The sequence below is a fragment of the Streptomyces sp. NBC_01471 genome (assembly GCF_041438865.1).
In the GTDB taxonomy this organism is placed as follows: Bacteria; Actinomycetota; Actinomycetes; order Streptomycetales; family Streptomycetaceae; genus Streptomyces.
Genome location: NZ_CP109450.1, coordinates 6,412,883 through 6,431,863, shown reverse-complemented (window position 1 = coordinate 6,431,863; position 18,981 = coordinate 6,412,883). Strand labels below are relative to the sequence as shown.

At 71.3% G+C, this 18,981-nt stretch carries 18 protein-coding genes; 11 read left to right on the top strand and 7 right to left on the bottom strand.

Going from position 1 to position 18,981, the window contains the following annotated elements; genetic code table 11:
• The first annotated feature begins 1 nt into the window (after position 1).
• Entirely contained in the window at positions 2 to 1,231 is a 1,230-nt protein-coding gene (gene serB / locus OG285_RS28800) for a phosphoserine phosphatase SerB (protein WP_356836727.1), read from the top strand.
• A 93-nt stretch (positions 1,232 to 1,324) separates the two neighbouring features.
• Here serB and OG285_RS28795 read toward each other — a convergent pair whose 3' ends face one another.
• The 4 genes from OG285_RS28795 to OG285_RS28780 all read right to left on the bottom strand — a co-directional run bounded on the left by OG285_RS28795 (position 1,325) and on the right by OG285_RS28780 (position 3,792).
• A complete protein-coding gene (locus OG285_RS28795; protein WP_356836729.1) occupies positions 1,325 to 1,876 on the bottom strand; it encodes a histidine phosphatase family protein in 552 nt (183 codons plus the stop codon).
• A 98-nt stretch (positions 1,877 to 1,974) separates the two neighbouring features.
• Positions 1,975 to 2,187 (bottom strand): hypothetical protein, encoded by a 213-nt coding sequence (locus OG285_RS28790; protein WP_356836731.1) that lies wholly within the window; start codon positions 2,185 to 2,187, stop codon positions 1,975 to 1,977.
• A 175-nt stretch (positions 2,188 to 2,362) separates the two neighbouring features.
• On the bottom strand, positions 2,363 to 2,479 hold the full coding sequence (locus OG285_RS28785) for an SGM_5486 family transporter-associated protein (protein WP_327298391.1): 117 nt from the start codon (positions 2,477 to 2,479) through the stop codon (positions 2,363 to 2,365).
• A 17-nt stretch (positions 2,480 to 2,496) separates the two neighbouring features.
• Positions 2,497 to 3,792 (bottom strand): CynX/NimT family MFS transporter, encoded by a 1,296-nt coding sequence (locus OG285_RS28780; protein ID WP_371792632.1) that lies wholly within the window; start codon positions 3,790 to 3,792, stop codon positions 2,497 to 2,499.
• A 76-nt stretch (positions 3,793 to 3,868) separates the two neighbouring features.
• Between OG285_RS28780 and OG285_RS28775 the strand changes: the two genes are divergently transcribed.
• The gene (locus tag OG285_RS28775) at positions 3,869 to 4,546 is read left to right on the top strand and encodes a FadR/GntR family transcriptional regulator (RefSeq protein WP_356836736.1); all 678 of its coding nucleotides are present in this window, start codon (positions 3,869 to 3,871) and stop codon (positions 4,544 to 4,546) included.
• A gap of 18 nt (positions 4,547 to 4,564) precedes the next feature.
• Here the strand turns inward: OG285_RS28775 and OG285_RS28770 are convergent, their stop codons facing one another.
• Positions 4,565 to 4,894 (bottom strand): hypothetical protein, encoded by a 330-nt coding sequence (locus OG285_RS28770; protein ID WP_356836738.1) that lies wholly within the window; start codon positions 4,892 to 4,894, stop codon positions 4,565 to 4,567.
• A 202-nt stretch (positions 4,895 to 5,096) separates the two neighbouring features.
• Between OG285_RS28770 and OG285_RS28765 the strand changes: the two genes are divergently transcribed.
• The 7 genes from OG285_RS28765 (at position 5,097) to OG285_RS28735 (ending at position 14,343) form a co-directional block, all read left to right on the top strand.
• Entirely contained in the window at positions 5,097 to 6,488 is a 1,392-nt protein-coding gene (locus tag OG285_RS28765) for an amidohydrolase family protein (RefSeq protein ID WP_371792631.1), read from the top strand.
• A gap of 104 nt (positions 6,489 to 6,592) precedes the next feature.
• Entirely contained in the window at positions 6,593 to 8,050 is a 1,458-nt protein-coding gene (locus tag OG285_RS28760; RefSeq protein ID WP_371792630.1) for a nucleobase:cation symporter-2 family protein, read from the top strand.
• A gap of 22 nt (positions 8,051 to 8,072) precedes the next feature.
• A complete protein-coding gene (locus tag OG285_RS28755; protein WP_356836744.1) occupies positions 8,073 to 8,798 on the top strand; it encodes a GntR family transcriptional regulator in 726 nt (241 codons plus the stop codon).
• Between the two features lie 77 nt (positions 8,799 to 8,875).
• Complete coding sequence (locus OG285_RS28750) at positions 8,876 to 11,119, top strand: molybdopterin cofactor-binding domain-containing protein (protein ID WP_356836746.1); 2,244 nt, start codon at positions 8,876 to 8,878, stop codon at positions 11,117 to 11,119.
• Positions 11,120 to 11,201: 82 nt separating this feature from the next.
• A complete protein-coding gene (locus OG285_RS28745) occupies positions 11,202 to 12,137 on the top strand; it encodes an amidohydrolase family protein (protein ID WP_371792629.1) in 936 nt (311 codons plus the stop codon).
• Positions 12,138 to 12,221: 84 nt separating this feature from the next.
• On the top strand, positions 12,222 to 12,962 hold the full coding sequence (locus OG285_RS28740) for a hypothetical protein (RefSeq protein WP_356833666.1): 741 nt from the start codon (positions 12,222 to 12,224) through the stop codon (positions 12,960 to 12,962).
• Positions 12,952 to 14,343 carry a UbiD family decarboxylase gene (locus OG285_RS28735; RefSeq protein WP_371792628.1) on the top strand — a complete coding sequence of 464 codons (1,392 nt, stop codon included), beginning with the start codon at positions 12,952 to 12,954 and terminating at the stop codon, positions 14,341 to 14,343. The genes OG285_RS28740 and OG285_RS28735 overlap by 11 nt, the downstream gene beginning before the upstream one ends.
• Before the next feature lie 13 nt (positions 14,344 to 14,356).
• Here the strand turns inward: OG285_RS28735 and fabI are convergent, their stop codons facing one another.
• Together fabI and fabG are read right to left on the bottom strand one after the other, a co-directional pair.
• Entirely contained in the window at positions 14,357 to 15,124 is a 768-nt protein-coding gene (fabI, locus tag OG285_RS28730) for an enoyl-ACP reductase FabI (RefSeq protein WP_356833662.1), read from the bottom strand.
• 4 nt (positions 15,125 to 15,128) lie between these two features.
• A complete protein-coding gene (gene fabG, locus OG285_RS28725; RefSeq protein WP_356833660.1) occupies positions 15,129 to 15,845 on the bottom strand; it encodes a 3-oxoacyl-[acyl-carrier-protein] reductase in 717 nt (238 codons plus the stop codon).
• Positions 15,846 to 16,031: 186 nt separating this feature from the next.
• Between fabG and OG285_RS28720 the strand changes: the two genes are divergently transcribed.
• Positions 16,032 to 17,555, top strand: coding sequence for a TldD/PmbA family protein (locus tag OG285_RS28720; protein ID WP_371792627.1), 1,524 nt, complete (start codon positions 16,032 to 16,034; stop codon positions 17,553 to 17,555).
• Entirely contained in the window at positions 17,552 to 18,961 is a 1,410-nt protein-coding gene (locus OG285_RS28715) for a metallopeptidase TldD-related protein (protein ID WP_371792626.1), read from the top strand. Before OG285_RS28720 ends, OG285_RS28715 begins: the two co-directional genes overlap by 4 nt.
• Positions 18,962 to 18,981 lie beyond the last annotated feature (20 nt).

The window sequence follows — 18,981 nt, the reverse complement described above, 5'->3', positions numbered from 1 at the left end:
CATGAGCGCATCTCAGCCACCAGTCCACGCGGACTCCCCGACTCTTCTCGTCAAGATCTTCGGGAAGGACCGTCCCGGGATCACCGCAGGTCTCTTCGATACCCTCGCCGCCTATGCCGTCGATGTCGTCGACATCGAGCAGGTGGTCACCCGTGGCCGGATCGTGCTGTGCGCCCTCGTCACAGCTCCGGGTCCCGGCGGCACCGCCCCGGGCGAACTGCGGGCGACCGTGCACAGCTGGGCCGAGTCCCTCAAACTGGAGGCCGAGATCATCTCCGGTACCGGTGACAACCGGCCCCGGGGCAGCGGTCGTTCCCATGTGACCGTGCTCGGCAACCCGCTCACCGCCGAGTCGACCGCCGCCATAGCGGCCAGCATCACCTCGACGGGCGGCAACATCGACCGTATCTTCCGGCTGGCCAAGTACCCGGTGACCGCAGTGGAGTTCGCGGTGTCCGGGGTGGAGACCGAGCCGCTGCGTACGGCGCTCGCCCTAGAGGCGTCGGCGCTCGGTGTGGATGTGGCCGTGATCTCGGCGGGCCTGCACCGCCGCGCCCAGCGGCTCGTCGTGATGGACGTCGACTCGACCGTCATCCAGGACGAGGTGATCGAGCTCTTCGCCGCGCACGCGGGGTGCGAGCAGGAGGTCGCGGAGGTGACGGCGCGCGCGATGCGCGGCGAGCTGGACTTCGAGCAGTCGCTGCACGCGCGGGTGGCGCTGCTCGCGGGCCTCGATGCCTCGGTCGTCGACAAAGTACGGTCCGAGGTACGGCTCACCCCCGGTGCCCGCACCCTGATCCGTACGCTGAAGCGGCTCGGCTACCAAGTGGGCGTCGTGTCCGGCGGTTTCACCCAGGTCACCGACGACCTCAAGGAGCGGCTCGGCCTCGATTTCGCCTCGGCCAACACGCTGGAGATCGTCGACGGCAGGCTCACCGGGCGGGTCGTCGGAGAGATCGTGGACCGTGCGGGCAAGGCCCGGCTGCTGCGGCGGTTCGCCGGGGAGGCGGGCGTCCCGCTGGCGCAGACCGTCGCCATCGGGGACGGTGCGAACGACCTGGACATGCTCAACGCGGCGGGGCTCGGTGTCGCGTTCAACGCCAAGCCCGTGGTCCGCAAGGCCGCCGACACGGCGGTGAACGTGCCGTTCCTGGACACCGTGCTCTATCTGCTGGGCATCACCCGTGAAGAGGTCGAGGCCGCGGACGGCCTCGTCGACGACGGGGTCTGACCGCCGCAGCGCACCGCCCGGAGGTCCGGGCCGGTGCGCTGCCGCGTACGGCGGGCGGGGCGGCGGTACGTGCGTGGGGGTGCCGAGCGGGTCCTACTCGTGCGGTGACCAGAACGCGGTCAGTTTGCCCACGCCGTGCTCGACGGACTTCCAGGGGCCGCTGAACTCGATGACCGCCACTCCCGCGGTCGGGAATCCGCTGCGGTTCATCCTGGCCAGTGCGTCCCCCTCGGTACGGCCCGACAGGGCGTCGGCGAGTGCGTGCGTACCGGGGTTGTGGCCGATGACCAGCACATCGCTGACGTCGTCGGGGGTCTCATTGAGCAACGCGAGCAGTTCGCCGAGGGACGCCTCGTACAGCCGCTCCTCGTACACGGTCCGGGGGCGCTCCTCCAGCTCCGGGACGGCCAGCTTCCAGGTCTCGCGCGTTCTGACCGCGGTCGAGCAGAGGGCCAGGTCGAAATGGGACGCGTGGGAGGCGAGCCAACTGCCGGCGGCCGCGGCGTCCATCCGGCCGCGGTCGGCGAGCGGCCGGTCGTGGTCGGCCACATCGGGCCAGTCGGCCTTCGCGTGCCGGAGAAGGACAATCCTGCGGGACTCGGGGGTTCCGGGGGTTGTTCCCCCGGATGACACAACGGCGCTCATACAATCCAGCTTCGCACGGATCGGACCATCGGGCGCAGGGTGTTGGGAGGCTCCCCCGGCACGAGTGAACAGGGTTCGGCCACGGTGGCCCGGCGGCGCTACCTCGGCAGACTCTGCCGGATCCGCTCCAGCACATGTGTGACGGTGGCCCCGCCGGTGTCCGCGTGTGCCTGGCCGGGTGCGCTGATCAGCAACAGCAGAACGGCGAAGGCCAGCGCGGGCAGAGCGATGGCCCACCACGGCAGCCGGACGTCGATACCGCTCTGGGCGGGTCCGTGGTGGGGGCGGGTGGTGTGCGGACGGGCCGGCATGGCCGCCTCCATGAGGTTCGCGGTGGCTGATGCACCTGAACCTACGGAGTACGGGGGCGCTCTCCCATCCGGTGACCCACCCACTTCACCCTGACCCTGGCCCCCTAGGGGATGGTGGTGCTGACCCCACCGTCCCCCGGGGAATCGGGCCGGGGAATCGGGTCCGGGAATCGAGTCAGGGCGACGCGAGCGTGGCGATGATCGCGACGATCACCGTGACCGCGAGCATGGCTCCGAGGACGAGCAGGAGCTTCTTCTGACCGTTCTGGGGATTCGGTTCGAGCACTGGCATGACGTCAGTCTCGCATCTCAGGATTCGTCCTCGATCGTCCGGTCCCGTCCGGCGAGGATCCCGACGGCGATCTGCGGCACCATCAGCCCGGCCATCAGCGCGATGGGCAGCCCCCAGCCGCCGCTGTGCTGGTAGAGGACGCCGACGAGCAGCGGTCCGGGAATCGAGATCAGATAGCCGGTGGACTGGGCGAAGGCGGAGAGCCTGACCACTCCGGCGCCGCTCCTGGAACGCATGCCGATCATCGTGAGGGCCAGCGGGAACGAGCAGTTGGAGACGCCGAGCAGCAGCGCCCAGGCCCAGGAACCGCCGGACGGGGCCAGATAGAGACCCGCGTAGCCGATGAGCCCGCAGGCGCCCAGGGCGACGACGATGGGGCCCTGGTTCTTTATCCGGCTCGCCAGGCGCGGGATGACGAAGGCGAGCGGCACGCCCATCACCATCGTGACGGCGAGCAGCAGCCCCGCCGTGCCGGCCGAGACCCCGGCGTCGCGGAAGATCTGCGGCATCCAGCCCATCGTGATGTACGCGGCGGTGGCCTGGAGGCCGAAGAAGCAGGCGAGCGCCCAGGCGGTGGGGCTGCTGGTGATCCGCCGGGCGGGTGCCTGCGAACAGGCCCGGTCGGCGGCGCCCGGAGCCTTCCCGGCTGCGTCCGGCGCGTTCGCCGCGGTGACGCTGCGGTCCTTGACGAGTGCGATCCAGGGCAGTATCGCCACGGCGGCCAGCGCCGCCCAGACCCCGAGGCCCAGCCGCCAGCTGCCGCCGAGACCGTCGGTCAGCGGCACGGTGAGGGCCGCGGCGAGGGCGGTGCCCAGGGCGAGGGCCATCGAGTAGAGCCCGGTCATCGATCCGACCCGGTCCGGGAAGTACCGCTTGACGATCACCGGCATCAGCACGTTGCTCACGGCTATGCCCATCAGGGCCAGCGCACTGGCGGCCAGGAAACCGGCCGTTCCACCCGCGAAGGGCCGGATCACCAGGCCCGCGGTGATCGCCACCATGCCGGCGCAGACGACGGCGCCGGGCCCGAACCGGCGGGCCAGCCGGGGCGACATGACACCGAAGACCGCGAAGCAGAGCGGCGGTACGGAGGTGAGGACACCGGCGATGCTGCCGCTCATCCCGAGACCGTCCCGCACCTCTTCGAGGAGCGCGCCGAGACTCGTGATGGCCGGCCGGAGGTTGACGGCGGCGAGAACGATGCCGGCCATCACCAGTTTTACGGTCCACGCGGCGGGCTGCGGACGTGCGGCATCCGCCGCGGCACGCGGCTCGGCGGCGGGGGCGAGGATCTTCGTCTCGTCGTCTGGCATAAGGACATCATAGAATCATGGGATGATTGGTTGTCCAATCCCCGTTTCCTGCCGCGCGACCCGAACGAGGAGCACCATGGCGCTGAACTCTCCCCGGCGTTCCGCACTCGCCGACCAGGTGATCACCGAACTGCGGAACCAGATCACCTCGGGCGAGTGGCCGGTCGGTGCCCGCATCCCGACCGAGCCCGAACTGGTCGAGCAGCTGGGGGTGGCCCGGAACACCGTCCGGGAGGCGGTGCGCGCCCTCGCGCACAACGGGCTGCTGGACATCCGCCAGGGCTCCGGCACCTACGTGGCCGCCACCAGTGAGCTGGCCGGGGTGATGCACCGCAGGTTCGCGGCGGCCGACCCCCGGCACGTCGCGGAGCTGCGCTCGACCCTGGAGTCGTCGGCCGCCCGGCTGGCCGCCGACCGGCGCACCGAGCGTGACGTGAAGCAGCTGGCCGCACTGCTCGCCGAGCGGGAGCGGACCTGGGAGGCGGGTGACGCGGAGGCGTTCGTGGCCGCCGACGCGACCCTGCACCTGGCGATCGTGAACGCCTCGCACAACGACGTACTGACGGAGCTCTACGCCGACCTGGGCGACCTGCTCCGCGACTGGCTCCGGGACGATGTGGGACGCGAACTGCGGCCCGAGGGGTACATGGACCACAGCCGGCTGGTCGAGGCGATCCGGAACGGCGACGCGGACCTGGCGGCCACCGAGGCGGCGAGCCACGCGTTCACCAACTGCCTGGGCAACCCTGCTTGAGGGGTGCGGCCGAGAAGCTCAGTCCGCCCGCCCGTGCGTCACCCAGACCGAGGTGATCTCTTTCCAGCAGCGGCCGGTGAGCCGCACGCTCTGCGCCGGTCCGACGTCGACCGGCGCGCTGTCCATGTCGATGTCCCACCAGCGGGCGCACTCGACGTGCAGGGCGACCCGGTCGGTCCCGACGTACCTGTTGTGGCAGGTGGCCGTCGTGTGCGAACCCCTGACGGATATGAGGCAGCCGGCGCCGAAGGGGGCCGGTTCGGCCTGCACGCTCGTGGGGGCGACGAGCCCCGCCACTCCGGCCGAGGCCACGAGCAGGACCGCTGTCCGGTAGCGGATCGAACGCATACCCGTGCCTCCTCCCCGGGAGAGCCGGGGTGCGCCCCGGCCTGATCAGTCTGCGGTGGATTGACCCGTTTCACGACTCGGGCGGCAGAGCCGGGCCCGGCGGGGGAAGTGACGTGAGAAGGGTTGACATGCCCAGGGGTCGGAATATGTTACATGCAATGTTGAGTATGCCGTAGCTGCCACAGAGTCTCTGGAGGCCCCCATGGAGTGCGATCTTCTGCTGTCGGGCGGGCGGGTGGTGACCGTGGACGGCCGGCGGTCCGTGTACGAACCGGGCTCGGTCGCCATCACCGGGAACCGCGTCGCGGCGGTGGGCCCGGCGGCGGAGACCGACGCCGCGTGGCAGGCGGCCCGTACGGTCGACTGCCGGGGCCGGGCCGTCGTACCCGGGTTCACCGACGGGCACAGCCACCTCTTCCAGTCCCTCGCCCGCGGGCTGGGCGAGGGACTCTCCATCTGGCCCTGGCTGTGCGAGTTCATGTGGCCGTACTCCATAGCCGTGACCCCCGACGACGCCAGGGTCGCCGCCACTCTCGGCGCGGTGGAGGCGCTCCGCTCGGGCATCACCACCGTCGTCGACAACCACTACGCGCCCACCGACCCGGAGACCGTGCTCGCGGTGGCGCGGGCCGTCGAATCGGCGGGGCTGCGCGGCGCGGTGGCCCGCGGCATGATCGGGCACCGGACGGCGGTGGCCCGCGCGCGGGGGCTGCCTCCCGCGCTCTTCCGGTACTCCGTCGCCGAGGAGCTGGACATCACCCGGGAGTGCATGCGCCGGCGGCCGCCCGGCTCCACCGTGGAGATCTGGCCGGCCCCCCTCAACCTCAGCTACGTGGACCAGGACCTGGTCAGGGGCGCGGCGGCGCTGGCGGCCGAGTTCGGGACGCGCTGGCACACGCACTGCAGCGAGGGGGCGAAGGACCCGGAGAGCTATCTGGAGGCGTACGGCATCAGGCCGGTCGAGTGGCTGGCCGCCGAGGGGCTGCTCGACGAGCGGACCACCCTCGCGCACGCCGTGTGGCTGGACGACTCGGAGATCCGGCGGATCGGCGAGCGGCGGGCCGGTGTCGCCCACAACCCGGTGTCCAACGCCTACCTGGCGTCGGGGGTGATGCCGCTGCGCGCGCTGCGGGAGGCGGGCGCCGTGGTCGCGCTCGGCACCGACGGGCCGAGCGCCGGGCACCGCCAGGACATGTTCGAGGTGATGAAGCAGACGCTCCTCGGTCAGCGTCAGCACACCCTCGACCCGGCCGCCGTGCGCTGCGAGGAGGCGCTGGAGCTGGCCACCCGGGAGGGCGCCCGTTACGCGGGTACGGGTGCCGGCGTCCTGACCGCGGGTGCGCCCGCGGATCTGGCCGTGGTCGCCCTGGACCGCCCGCACCAGATGCCGCTGCACCGCACGGTCTCCGCCCTCGTGTACGCGTCGCGCGGCTCCGACGTGGAGCTGACCGTCGTCGACGGGCGGGTCGTCTTCGAGGACGGCCGCTGCCTGCTGGTGGACGAGGAGGCGCTGCTCGCCGAGGCGCAGGAGCGGTCCGAACAGCTCGTGGCGCGCGCCGGGTTCGGCGCGCTGGCCCGCCCCTGGAACCACTGACCACACCACCGACCGACCGATTTCCCTGTCGGCTGCCCGTCCGCGGCCCCCGTACGTGCGCAGTGAACAACCCCCGCCGTCGGGCGGGTGGAGGGAGAACGCACATGTCGCGCAAGGCAGTTCAGGGCAGTACGGACCGGCCCGAGGACCCGGTCGAGGCGGTGCCGCCGTTCTGGCGGCTGGCCGTCTACGGACTCCAGCACGTCCTGGCCTTCTACGCCGGTGCCGTCGTCATGCCGCTCCTGGTCGCCCAGGGGATCGGGATGCCGGCCAAGGACATCGGGATGCTGGTCAACGCCTCACTGCTGGCGTGCGGGCTCGCCACCCTGCTGCAGTCCGTCGGGCTGCCCGGGATCGGCATCCGGCTGCCGGTGGTGCAGGGCACGTCGACGACAGCGGTGCCCTCGCTCGTGTCGGTGGGACTGGCCGCGGGCGGGGCGAGGGCCGGACTGCCGACCGTCTTCGGGGCGGTGATCGCCGCCGGGCTCGCCCTCTTCGTGATCGCACCGGTCTTCAGCAAGCTGGTCAGGTTCTTCCCGCCGCTGGTCACCGGCACCATCGTGACCATCGTCGGGATCACCCTGCTGGCGGTGGCGGCCCGGCAGGTGGGCGGCGGGGACCCCTCGCAGCGCACCTTCGGCTCACCCGTGCATCTGGGTCTCGCGGGCGTCACCCTGCTGGTGATCCTGCTGCTGCACAAGTTCTCCCGGGGTTTTCTGGCCACGGTGGCGGTCCTGCTCGGCCTGGTCGCCGGCACAGTGGTGGCCGCGCTCGCCGGGGAGACCGACTTCTCCGGGATCGGCGGCTCCGCGTGGCTGGGCATCACGGCCCCGCTGCACTACGGGGCGCCGCGGTTCGAGACGACCGCGGTGCTCTCCATCGTGCTGGTGATGATCATCATCGCGGTGGAGTCCATCGGGCAGTTCTTCGCGGTGGGCCGGATCGTCGGCCGCGAGGTGGACGGCAGGCAGGTGACCAGGGCGCTGCGCGCGGACGGCCTCGCGACGGTGGCGGCCGGTCTCCTCAACTCCTTTCCCAGCACGGTCTATTCGCAGAACATCGGGCTGATCAGACTGACCCGGGTGAAGAGCCGGTGGATCGTCGCGGCGTCCGGCGTGATCATGATGGTGCTGGGTGTGGTGCCGAAGGTGGGCGCGGTGGTGTCCGCGATGCCGGACTCCGTGCTGGGCGGCGCGACGATCGTGCTGTTCTCGACGATCGCCGTGGTCGGGGTGCAGATCCTGGTCCAGGCCGACCTGAGCGACCAGCGCAACACGATCCTGGTCGCCGCGAGCGTGGGCGTCGGCTTCCTGCCGACCGCGTTTCCCCAGTTCGCCGATCAGATGCCGGACCGGCAACTGCATGCACTCTTCGAGAGCGGCATCATCCTCGGCACGCTGATGGCTGTGCTGCTCAACCTGTTCTTCCACCATCTCAGGCTGCCGGGGCGCCGGAAGAGGGCTGCACGCTCCATTGACCCGCCAGAAGATTACATGCAACATGAAGAACAGCTGGAGAACGGGATTTCCAGCACACCGGACGAGGCGTCGTCAGCATCATGAGCGGCGCAGAGGGAGTTGGGGCATGTCGACGGAGAGAGCAGTGAACCCGGTCGCCGCCGGAAGCCTGCTTGCCGACCGGGCCTACGAGGAGCTGAAGGGGGCGGTGCTCGCCAACCGGCTGCGCCCCGGCGACGCCCTCTCCGTACCGGCACTCGCCACCCAGCTGGGCATCAGCCGCAGCCCGGTCCGCGAGGCCGTGCAGCGTCTGATCCACGACGGTCTGGCCACCCACGTCGCGCACCGGGGCGCCGTGGTCGCCACGGTCGACGTCGAGGACGTGCGCCAGCTGTACGTGGTCCGCGAGGTGATGGAGGGGCTGGCCGCCCGGCTCGCCACCGAGCGGCTCGACGCCACCAGGGTCGCCGAACTGCGCGACCTCCTGGAGCGGCACGAACAGGTGGTGGCGGCGGGCGACGACGAACAGGCGCACACCGAGATGGACATGGCCTACCACCGGCTCATCCGCGAGGTCGCGGGCAACGCCCATCTCACCGCGGCCCTGGACACCGTGCAGGGCAAGGCCCACCTCGCGCTGCACGCGCTGTGGCGCAGCCCCCAGGCCCCCCGGCTCGCCGTCGAGGAGCACCGCCGGATCTTCGAGGCGATGACGTCGGGCGACCCGGACGCGGCCGAGCTCGCGGCCCGCGACCACATCAGGCGGCTGCGGATCCGGCTGTCGCAGGCGGTGGCCCCGGGCCCCGACCGTACGGACGGCGGGCCCGCGCCCGTACACCCGGTCGGCCCGTAGCTCCCCGCGTCCTTGCCGCGGCTCCCGTGCGGCAGTCCCGCACCGCAGCCCCTACAGCAGAAGGGAAGTGATGGTCCGTGAGTACCGTCACCGGTATCCGGCAGGGAGTCGGCGAGAGTGTCCTGCGGCCCGACGGCCGGCTGAAGGTCCAGGGGGCCTTCGCGTACGCGTCGGATCTGCACGACGACGCGATGGTGTGGGGCGCGACCCTGCGCAGCCCGCACCCCAGCGCGCGGATCGTGCGTCTGGACACCACCGCCGCCCTCCGGCTGCCGGGTGTGGTCGCGGTGCTCACCCACGAGGACGTCCCGGGGCAGCCGCTGTACGGGATGAAGGTCGCGGACCAGCCGGTGCTGGCCGCCGACCGGGTGCGCTACCAGGGTGAGCCGGTGGCGCTGGTGGCGGCCGACCACCCGGAGACGGCCCGCCGCGCACTGCGGCTGATCGATGTCGGGTACGAGGTGCGCGAACCGCTGACCGACCCCGAGCGGGCGCTCGGCGGCGGGGGCCCGCTGGTCCATGAGCGGCGGGCCGACGGGAAGTCCGGCAACGTCGTACGGCATGTCCGCATCCGGCACGGTGACATGGCCGAGGCCCGGCGGCTCGCCGATGTGGTGGTCTCGGGGACGTACGAGGTCGGCATGCAGGACCAGGCGTTCCTCGGCCCCGAGTCGGGTCTGGCGATACCGGCGGAGGACGGCGGTGTCGATGTCTATGTGTCGACCCAGTGGCTTCACGACGACCAGCACCAGATGTGCGCGGCGCTCGGGCTGCCGCCGGAGAAGGTGCGGCTGACGCTCTCCGGGGTCGGCGGCGCCTTCGGCGGACGCGAGGACGTCTCGGTGCAGATCCACGCGGCGATGCTCGCGCTGCACACCGGCCGTCCGGTGAAGATGAGTTACAACCGCGAGGAGTCCTTCTACGGGCACGTGCACCGCCACCCGGCCCGGATGCGCTTCGAGCACGGTGCGACACGCGACGGGAAGCTCGTGTACGTCAAGGCGCGGCTGCTCTTCGACGGCGGGGCCTACACCTCCACCTCCCAGGTGGTCATAGCGAACGGCTCGTACTTCGCGGCGGGTGCCTACGACGTGCCGCACGCCGAGATCGACGGCTACTGCGTCTACACCAACAACCCGCCCTGCGGGGCGATGCGCGGCTTCGGAGCCGTGCAGTCCTGCTACGGGGTGGAGTCCAACCTCGACCGGCTGGCCCGTGAACTCGCCATGGATCCGGTGGAGTTACGCATCCGCAACGCCATGACGACCGGGACGGTGCTGCCCACCGGGCAGGCCGTGGACGGCCCGGCCCCCGCCGCCGAACTCCTTGAGCGGCTGCGCGCCCGGCCCCTGCCGCCCGCCGGTGAGGGCCCGTTCGCCCGGCCGGGCGGGCTGAACAACACCACCCACGGCGAGGGCGTCAGGCGCGGGGTCGGCTATGCGATCGGGGTCAAGGCCATCGGTTTCTCCGGCGGGGTCGACGACCGCTCGGTGGCCCGGGTCCGGCTGGCGCTGGCGAACGGGGAGCCGGTCGCCGAGATCCACACCGCGGCGGCGGAGTGCGGCCAGGGCATCGTGACCGTACAGGCGCAGATCGCCAGGACCGAGCTGGGCGTCGAGCGGGTGGTGGTGCTGCCCGCCGACACCCTGGTCGGCGACGCGGGGTCGGCGTCGGCGTCCCGGATCAGCTGGATGAGCGGCGGCGCGGTGCAGGGCGCCTGCAAGGCCGTACGGGAGGAGCTGACAGCCCGCGGCGACGGGCCCCTGGAGGTGCTGCTCGCGGACGGGCCCGTCGAGGCCGAGTACGAGTACCGCCACCGCCGCACCTTCCCCATCGACCCCGAACGCGGTCAGGGCGACGCCCATATCGCCTTCGCGTTCGCCGCCCACCGGGCGGTGGTGGACGTCGACACCGAACTCGGCCTGGTGAAGGTGGTCGAGCTGGCCACCACCCAGGATGTCGGCAGAGCGATGAATCCCCTAGCGGTGGAGGGCCAGATAGAGGGCGGCAGCGCGCAGGGCCTCGGGCTCGCGGTCATGGAGGAACTGCACGTCCAGGACGGCAAGGTACGCAATCCGTCGTTCACCGACTATCTGATCCCGACGATCGCGGACATGCCGTCGGTCCCCATCGAGCTGCTCGAACTGCCGCACCCCGACTCGCCGTACGGCCTGAACGGAGTGGGCGAGCCACCGACCCTGTCGTCGACCCCGGCCATCGCCAACGCGCTGCGTGACGCGACCGGCCTCGCACTGGCCAGGGTGCCGGTGCGCCCCGACGACCTCATCCACAGCGACCTCGTCGACGGCGAAGGGAGGTGATGCGGGCCCGCCCCCGGGTCCCCCGACGGTTCTGCACGCACCGCGTACGTACCACCAGAACCAGCAGGGAAGGAACAGCACCTTGATCATCGACACGCATATGCATCCCACCAACGTCGTGGACCAGGCATGGCGGCACGACGGAGACCCGTTCACCGGTGAGCGGACCCTGGCCATGATGGACGGCCCGTACATGATCAACGGCAAGCCCCGCCGGATCGACTACGGCTGCATCATGCCCCCGCCCGGCAACAGCGTCTGGCAGGACGGGATGCGGGGCGGCCGTGAGGGCATCCGCGACTACATGGCGTACATCACCGAGCTGGTGACGACGTACCCCGACCGCTTCATCGGGAACTTCATGTACAACCCGCGCTTCGGGCCGGAGAACGGCGCGAAGGAGCTGGAGTTCCACGTCAAGGAGTACGGCTACAAGATGCTCAAGCTGCATGCCAACATGCATGCCTACCGGCCCGACCGGGCGCTGGACTGGCTCCGTCCGGTGCTGCGGGTCTGTGACGAGCTGGGCATCCTCGTCCTGATCCACACCGGCGACGGGCCGTACTCGATCCCGACGCAGTTCTACCCGATCATCCGCGAGTTCCCGAACGTCAACTTCATCCTCGGGCACTTCGGCGTGCAGACCGGCGGCGTCTACTGCTTCGAGGCGCTCTACATGATCCTCGACTCGCCCAATGTGTACGGCGAGTCGGGGTGGCTGCTCCAGTCGCGGATCGTGGAGTTCGCCCAGCAGATGGAGAAGCACCAGCTGGTCTTCGGCACGGACTCGCCGCCCAACGAACCGGGCATGTGGGCACGCGAGCTGGAGGTCCTCTGCGGCCCGCCGCCCCAGGGCATGAACCTCTCCGAGGAGCATCTGGAGGGGTATCTGGGCAACAACGTGGCGAAGCTGCTGGGCCTGAAGCCCACTCCCCCGCCGCGCGACCAGGAGGAGGCACGGCTGCGCCTCACGGACACCTACGCCTCACTGGACACGGCCGGCACGTCGCGCGCCTGAGGGCCGCGGTTCCGGACCCCCCCCTCCGCACATCCACCACGGGCGCGGTGTCCCGGCGTCCCCGGTACGGAAGCAGGTGCCGCCATGCGGCGCATCGGTCATCTCGTCCCCTCCCCCTCCATCGGTGTCGAGCGCTGGTCGGGCCAGATCTGCCGCTCCGTCTCGATCGAGGCCGCCCATCCGGTCGCCCGCACCGCCCTGCCCGATGTGCTGTGCGGTCCGGCCATCGCGCCCTCGCAGTCCGGTGAGCTGACCCGGTCGGCCGCGCTGCTGGCCGACGCCGGCGTCGACGCCGTGGTCTGGAGCGGGAGTTCGAGCGATCTGCACGGCGCGGCGCACGGGCGGGCGGTGGCGCGCCGGATCGAGGAGGTCGCCGGCGTCCCGGCGTCGACCGTCACACTGGGCCAGCTCGATCTGCTCGCCCGCCGGGGGCTGACCTCGCTCGCGCTGGTCTCGCCGGGCTCCGGACAGGTCGCGGGGCGGCTCGCCGACACCTATCTGGCGGCCGGGTTCCGGGTCGCGTCGGTGACCGCGCTCGGCCTTTCCACCGCGCGGGAGGCCGCCGAACTGCCGGTGTCGCGGGTACGGAGACTACTGGCGGCCGCCGACGCGCCGGACGCCCAGTGCCTGGTGGTCACGGGCACGGAGCTGCCGGTGGCGCCCGTGGCGGCGCTGCTGGAGCGGGAGTTGGGCAAGCCGGTGTACGACGGGGCCCGGGTGGCGATCAGGACCGGGCTCGATCTGCTGGGTCTGACGGTCGCCGCTCCCGAGTGGGGCGAGCTGTTCTCGGTCGGGCAGCACGCGGGGGTCTGCTGTGACCACTGAGCCGGAGCCGCGGGCGGCCTCCCAGGATCTGCGTGACTTCCTCACCCGGTACACGGCCGGTCACCCGGATGACGTCCTCACGGTCGAGGAGCGGATCGAGGGCGAGGACGTGGCCGCGCTCGTCCTGGAGCTGGCCGCCCGCGGCCGGGACGAGATGGTGGTCTGCCGGAACGTCGCGGGGCTCGGCACTCCCCTGGTCACCAATGTGTTCGCCTCGCGCCGCCGCATCGCCCGCCTGCTCGGCACCGGTACGGCCGGGCTGCACCGCGCGTACCAGGCGGCGTCGGCCCGCCGGTGCGAGCCGCGCGTGGTGGCGGAGGGGCCGGTGCTCGACGTGGTGGCGGAACCGGACCTGGGCGCGCTCCCGATGATCCGGCACTTCGCCTCGGACCGGGGCCCGTACATCACGAACGGCATCATCACGGCGGAGGCACCGGCGTACGCCGAGGGCCGCTCGGGGAACCTCAGTTACCACCGCGCGATGGTGCACAGCCGGAACGAACTGGCCACCAGCCTCCATTCGCGCGGCCATCTGTGGCAGCTGCTGCGGCTGGCGCAGGAGCACGGCGAACGGCTGCCGGTGGCCATGGTCATCGGCGCGCACCCCCTGTTCATGCTGGCGGCGTCGGCCCGGGTGGGCGCGGACACCGACGAACGGACAGTGGCGGGCGGCCTCTTCGGGGCGCCCCTGGACGTCGTACGCACTCCGAAGTACGGGATACGGGTTCCGGCGAGCGCCGAGACGGTCCTTGAGGGGTTCATCGATCCGGCCCGCCGTGCGGAGGAGGGCCCCTTCGGCGAGTTCTCCGGATACTCGTCCGACCGCTCCACGCACAACGTGCTGACCGTGGAGACGGTGCTGCGCCGCCGGGACGCGCTGCTCCTGGACGTGGTGGGCGGCAGCACGGCCGAGCACCTCAACCTGGCGCGGGTGCCGCGCGAGTCGGAGATGGCGCAGAAGCTGACGGAGCGCTTCCCCGAGGTGACCGCGCTGCACTATCCGACCTCGGGCACGCACTTCCACGCGTATGTGGCGATGCGCGCCAGCCGTCCGGGCCAGGCCCGGCAGATCATGCTGGGGCTGCTCGGCTGGGACCCGTACCTCAAGACGGTGGTCGCGGTCGACGAGGACGTGGACGTCACCCGGGACGCGCAGGTGCTGTGGGCGATGGCAACCCATCTCCAGCCGCACCGGGACGTCTTCCAGGTCGGCGGTCTGCCGGGCAGCCCCCTCGACCCGTCGTCCACGGCGGACGGCACCACGTCCCGGATGGCCCTGGACGCGACCCGCGGCCCGGACTTCGACGGGGTACGGATCCGGGTCGCCCCCGGACGCGCGGAAGCCGCGCGCCGTCTGCTCGACGGTCGCGCGGCCTCCTGAGCGGTGCGGGCGGTCAGGCCCCCATCATGTGCACGCCGCCGTCGACGTGGATGATCTCGCCGGTCGTCTTCGGGAAGAAGTCCGAGAGCAGCGCGACGACGCCGCGGCCGGCCGGCTCGGGGTCGGCCATGTCCCAGGCGAGCGGCGAGCGGTGGTTCCAGACGTCCGCGAGCTCCCCGAAGCCCGGGATGGACTTCGCGGCCATCGAACCGATGGGGCCCGCGGAGATCAGGTTGCAGCGGATGTCCTGCTTGCCCAGGTCACGGGCGAGGTAGCGGGAGGTCGCCTCCAGCGCGGCCTTGGCGGGGCCCATCCAGTCGTACTGCGGCCAGGCGTACTGGGCGTCGAAGGTGAGGCCGACGACCGAGCCGCCCTCGCTCATCAGCGGCAGGCAGGCCATGGCCAGCGACTTCAGCGAGAACGCCGAGACGTGCATGGCCGTGGAGACCGACTCGAACGGGGTGTTGAGGAAGTTGCCGCCGAGCGCGTCCTGCGGTGCGAAGCCGATGGAGTGCACGACACCGTCGAGCGAGCCGAGCTCGTCCCTGACCAGGTCCGCGAGCCGGTCGAGGTGCTCGGTGCTGGTGACGTCGAGCTCGATGACCTTGGCGGGCCTGGGCAGCTTCTTGGCGATGCGCTCGGTGAGGGTGGGCCGCGGGAAGGCGGTCAGAATGACTTCGGCACCCTGCTCCTGGGCCACTTTGGCGGCATGGAAGGCGATGGAGGACTCCATCAGCACACCCGTGATGAGGATGCGCTTGCCGTCGAGAATTCCGCTCATGTGATCAGTGACCCATGCCCAATCCGCCGTCAACGGGGATGACGGCTCCAGTGATGTACGACGCGTCGTCGGAGGCGAGGAACCGCACCGTCGCGGCGATCTCCTCCGGCTGCGCGTACCGGCCGAGCGGCACCTGCGAGACGATGCCCGCGCGCTGCTCGTCGGTGAGCACCTTGGTCATGTCGGTGTCGACGAAACCGGGTGCGACTACGTTGAAAGTGATGTTGCGGGAGCCGAGCTCACGGGCGAGGGAGCGGGCGAAGCCGACCAGTCCGGCCTTGGAGGCGGCGTAGTTCGCCTGTCCCGCGGAGCCGAGCAGGCCGACCACCGACGAGACGAGGACGACGCGGCCCTTCTTGGCGCGCAGCATGGCGCGGTTGGCCCGCTTCACGACCCGGAAGGTGCCGGTGAGGTTGGTGTCGAGTACGGCGGTGAAGTCGTCCTCGGACATCCGCATCAGCAACTGGTCCCTGGTGACGCCGGCGTTGGCCACCAGCACCTCCACGGGGCCGTGCTTCTCCTCGATCTCCTTGTAGGCCTGCTCCACCTGCTCGGTGTCGGTGATGTCGCACTTGACGGCCAGGAACCCCTGTTCGGCGAGCGCTGACGGCTCACCGGAGCGGTACGTGATCGCGACCTTGTCGCCTGCGTCGACGAAAGCACGGGCGATGGCGAGGCCGATGCCCCGGTTTCCTCCGGTGACGAGAACCGAGCGGCTCAACGGATCACCCTTTCGATAGCTGTGTGGTACTCCCGCAAAACTATCGGTCCCGAGCCACTTCGGAGGAATCGGCCTCCGACAGCGCCGCACGGTGGTCCCTGTCGGGTCCCTACAGAACGCATCTGGCAGCGGCACGCGTCCGCGCGACATGATGCGAGCGACCGGTCGTGACGACAGGAGACCTCCGTGCCACATTCGATCGACGCAGCCTTCACGGCTCTGCCGCTGCGCGCCCTGGCCGACGCGGCGCTCGCCCGCGCCCGCGCGCTCGGCGCCGACCACGCCGACTTCCGTTTCGAACGCGTCCGCAGCGCGACCTGGCGGCTGCGGGACGCCAGACCTGCCGGCTCGACCGACACCACGGACCTCGGGTACGCCGTGCGGGTCGTGCACGGCGGCAGCTGGGGGTTCGCCTCCGGCGTCGACCTGTCGATGGACGCCGCGGCGCGGGTGGCCGGGCAGGCGGTCGCGATGGCGAAGCTCTCCGCCAAGGTCATCAGGGCGGCCGGGTCGGACGAGAAGGTGGAGCTGGCGGACGAGCCGGTGCACCCGGACCGGACCTGGATCTCCTCGTACGAGACCGACCCCTTCTCCGTACCCGCCGAGGAGAAGACCGGGCTGCTGGCCGACTGGTCGGCGCGGCTGCTGCGGGCGGACGGCGTCGCGCACGCGGACGCGTCACTGATGACCGTCCTCGAAAACAAGTTCTACGCGGACACCGCCGGCACCGTCACCACCCAGCAGCGGGTCAGGCTGCACCCGCAGCTCACCGCGGTGGCGGTGGACGCGGACACCGGCGAGTTCGACTCGATGCGCACCATCGCCCCGCCGGCCGGGCGCGGCTGGGAGTACCTGACCGGCACCGGCTGGGACTGGGACGCCGAGCTGGAGCGGATCCCGGAGCTGCTCGCCGAGAAGATGCGGGCACCGGGTGTCGAGGCGGGGGCGTACGACCTGGTCGTGGACCCGTCCAACCTCTGGCTGACCATCCACGAGTCGATCGGGCACGCCACCGAGCTGGACCGGGCGCTGGGGTACGAGGCGGCGTACGCGGGAACCTCCTTCGCCACGTTCGACCAGCTCGGGAAGCTGGCGTACGGCTCACCCGTGATGAATGTGACGGGCGACAGGACCGCCGAACACGGCCTGGCCACGGTCGGGTTCGACGACGAAGGTGTCGAGGCGCAGTCCTGGGACCTGATCAAGGACGGCACGCTGGTCGGGTACCAGCTGGACCGCAGGATCGCGAAGCTGACGGGGCTCGGCCGGTCCAACGGGTGTGCGTACGCGGATTCGCCGGGCCATGTGCCGGTGCAGCGGATGGCCAATGTGTCGCTCAAGCCGGATCCGGGCGGGCTCTCCACGGAGGACCTGATCGGGGGCGTCGAGCACGGGATCTATGTGGTGGGCGACCGGTCGTGGTCGATCGACATGCAGCGCTACAACTTTCAATTCACACAACAGAGGGCATATCGCATCAAGAACGGTCAACTTGCCGGGCAGCTGCGCGATGTCGCCTACCAGGCGACGACCACGGACTTCTGGGGCTCCATGGAGAAGGTCGGCGGCCCGCAGACGTATGTGCTGGGCGGCGCCTTCAACTGCGGCAAGGCCCAGCCGGGCCAGGTCGCGTCGGTCTCGCACGGCTGCCCGTCCGCCCTCTTCCGGGGCGTGAACATCCTGAACACCACGCAGGAGGCCGGGCGATGACCCCGTCGAACCGCACCAGCAGGCCGCACGAGATCGTCGAGCGGGCCCTCGCCCTGTCCACCGCGGACGGCTGCGCCGTCATCGCGGACGAGCATTCGAGCGCCAATCTGCGCTGGGCGGGGAACGCGCTGACCACCAACGGGGTGACCCGCGGCCGGACCCTGACCGTCATCGCGACGGTCGACGGCAAGGAGGGCACCGCGTCCGGAGTCGTTTCCCGGTCGGCGGTGACCGCGGCCGATCTCGAACCGCTGGTCCGGGCCGCCGAGGCGGCCGCCCGCGACGGCTCCCCCGCCGAGGACGCCCGGCCCCTGGTCACCGGGGTGCCCGCGTCCGTCGGCTTCACGGATGCGCCCGCCGTGACGACGTCGGCGGTCTTCGACGCCTTCGCCCCGGCGCTGGGCGAGTCCTTCGCCCGCGCGCGGTCCGGCGGGCGGGAGCTGTACGGCTTCGCCAGTCACGAGATGACCTCCAGCTACCTCGGCACGTCCACCGGCCTGCGGCTCCGCCACGACCAGCCGAACGGCACGCTGGAGCTGAACGCCAAGTCCCCCGACCGGTCCCGCTCCGCCTGGGCGGGCCGGGCCACGCGGGACTTCACCGACGTCGACCCGGCCGCGCTGGACGCCGAACTGGCGCAGCGGCTGCGCTGGGCCGAGCGCCGGATCACGCTGCCCGCCGGGCGGTACGAGACGCTGCTGCCGCCGACCGCCGTGGCCGATCTGCTGATCTACCAGTTCTGGTCGTCGGCCGCCCGGGACGCGGCGGAGGGCCGTACGGTCTTCTCCCGGCCCGGCGGCGGGACCCGGCTGGGCGACCGGCTCTCCCCGCTTCCGCTGACCCTGCGCAGTGATCCGGCCGAGCCGGGTCTGGAGTCGGCGCCCTTCGTCCTCGCGCACGCCTCGGGCGACGACTCGTCGGTCTTCGACAACGGCCTGCCGCTCTCGCGTACCGACTGGGTGCGCGAAGGGCGGCTGGAGCATCTGGTCACCACCCGGCACAGCGCGGAGCTGACCGGCCTGCCGGTGGCGCCCGCCATCGGCAATCTGATCCTGGAGGGCGGCGGGGACCGCACCCTGGAGGAGATGGTGGCCGCGTCGGGGCACGACGGGCCCGCGCTGCTGCTGACCTGCCTCTGGTACATCCGGGAGGTCGACCCGGCCACCCTGCTGCTGACCGGGCTGACCAGGGACGGCGTCTATCTCGTGGAGAACGGCGAGGTCACCGGCGAGGTGAACAACTTCCGCTTCAACGAGTCGCCCGTCGATCTGCTCTCCCGGGCCACCGAGGCCGGGCGTACGGAGCGGACCCTGCCGCGCGAGTGGGGCGACTGGTTCACCCGCGCCGCGATGCCCGCCCTGCGCATCCCGGATTTCAATATGAGTTCCGTCAGCCAGGGCGTATAACCTCTGGGACGTACTTCCAG

Excerpts from the sequence above, each read along its gene's own strand:
- serB (WP_356836727.1), top strand. The coding sequence starts at position 2 with ATGAGCGCATCTCAGCCACCAGTCCACGCGGACTCCCCGACTCTTCTC.
- OG285_RS28795 (WP_356836729.1), bottom strand. The coding sequence starts at position 1,876 with ATGAGCGCCGTTGTGTCATCCGGGGGAACAACCCCCGGAACCCCCGAG.
- OG285_RS28790 (WP_356836731.1), bottom strand. The coding sequence starts at position 2,187 with ATGCCGGCCCGTCCGCACACCACCCGCCCCCACCACGGACCCGCCCAG.
- OG285_RS28785 (WP_327298391.1), bottom strand. The coding sequence starts at position 2,479 with ATGCCAGTGCTCGAACCGAATCCCCAGAACGGTCAGAAGAAGCTCCTG.
- OG285_RS28780 (WP_371792632.1), bottom strand. The coding sequence starts at position 3,792 with ATGCCAGACGACGAGACGAAGATCCTCGCCCCCGCCGCCGAGCCGCGT.
- OG285_RS28775 (WP_356836736.1), top strand. The coding sequence starts at position 3,869 with ATGGCGCTGAACTCTCCCCGGCGTTCCGCACTCGCCGACCAGGTGATC.
- OG285_RS28770 (WP_356836738.1), bottom strand. The coding sequence starts at position 4,894 with ATGCGTTCGATCCGCTACCGGACAGCGGTCCTGCTCGTGGCCTCGGCC.
- OG285_RS28765 (WP_371792631.1), top strand. The coding sequence starts at position 5,097 with ATGGAGTGCGATCTTCTGCTGTCGGGCGGGCGGGTGGTGACCGTGGAC.
- OG285_RS28760 (WP_371792630.1), top strand. The coding sequence starts at position 6,593 with ATGTCGCGCAAGGCAGTTCAGGGCAGTACGGACCGGCCCGAGGACCCG.
- OG285_RS28755 (WP_356836744.1), top strand. The coding sequence starts at position 8,073 with ATGTCGACGGAGAGAGCAGTGAACCCGGTCGCCGCCGGAAGCCTGCTT.
- OG285_RS28740 (WP_356833666.1), top strand. The coding sequence starts at position 12,222 with ATGCGGCGCATCGGTCATCTCGTCCCCTCCCCCTCCATCGGTGTCGAG.
- fabI (WP_356833662.1), bottom strand. The coding sequence starts at position 15,124 with ATGAGCGGAATTCTCGACGGCAAGCGCATCCTCATCACGGGTGTGCTG.
- OG285_RS28715 (WP_371792626.1), top strand. The coding sequence starts at position 17,552 with ATGACCCCGTCGAACCGCACCAGCAGGCCGCACGAGATCGTCGAGCGG.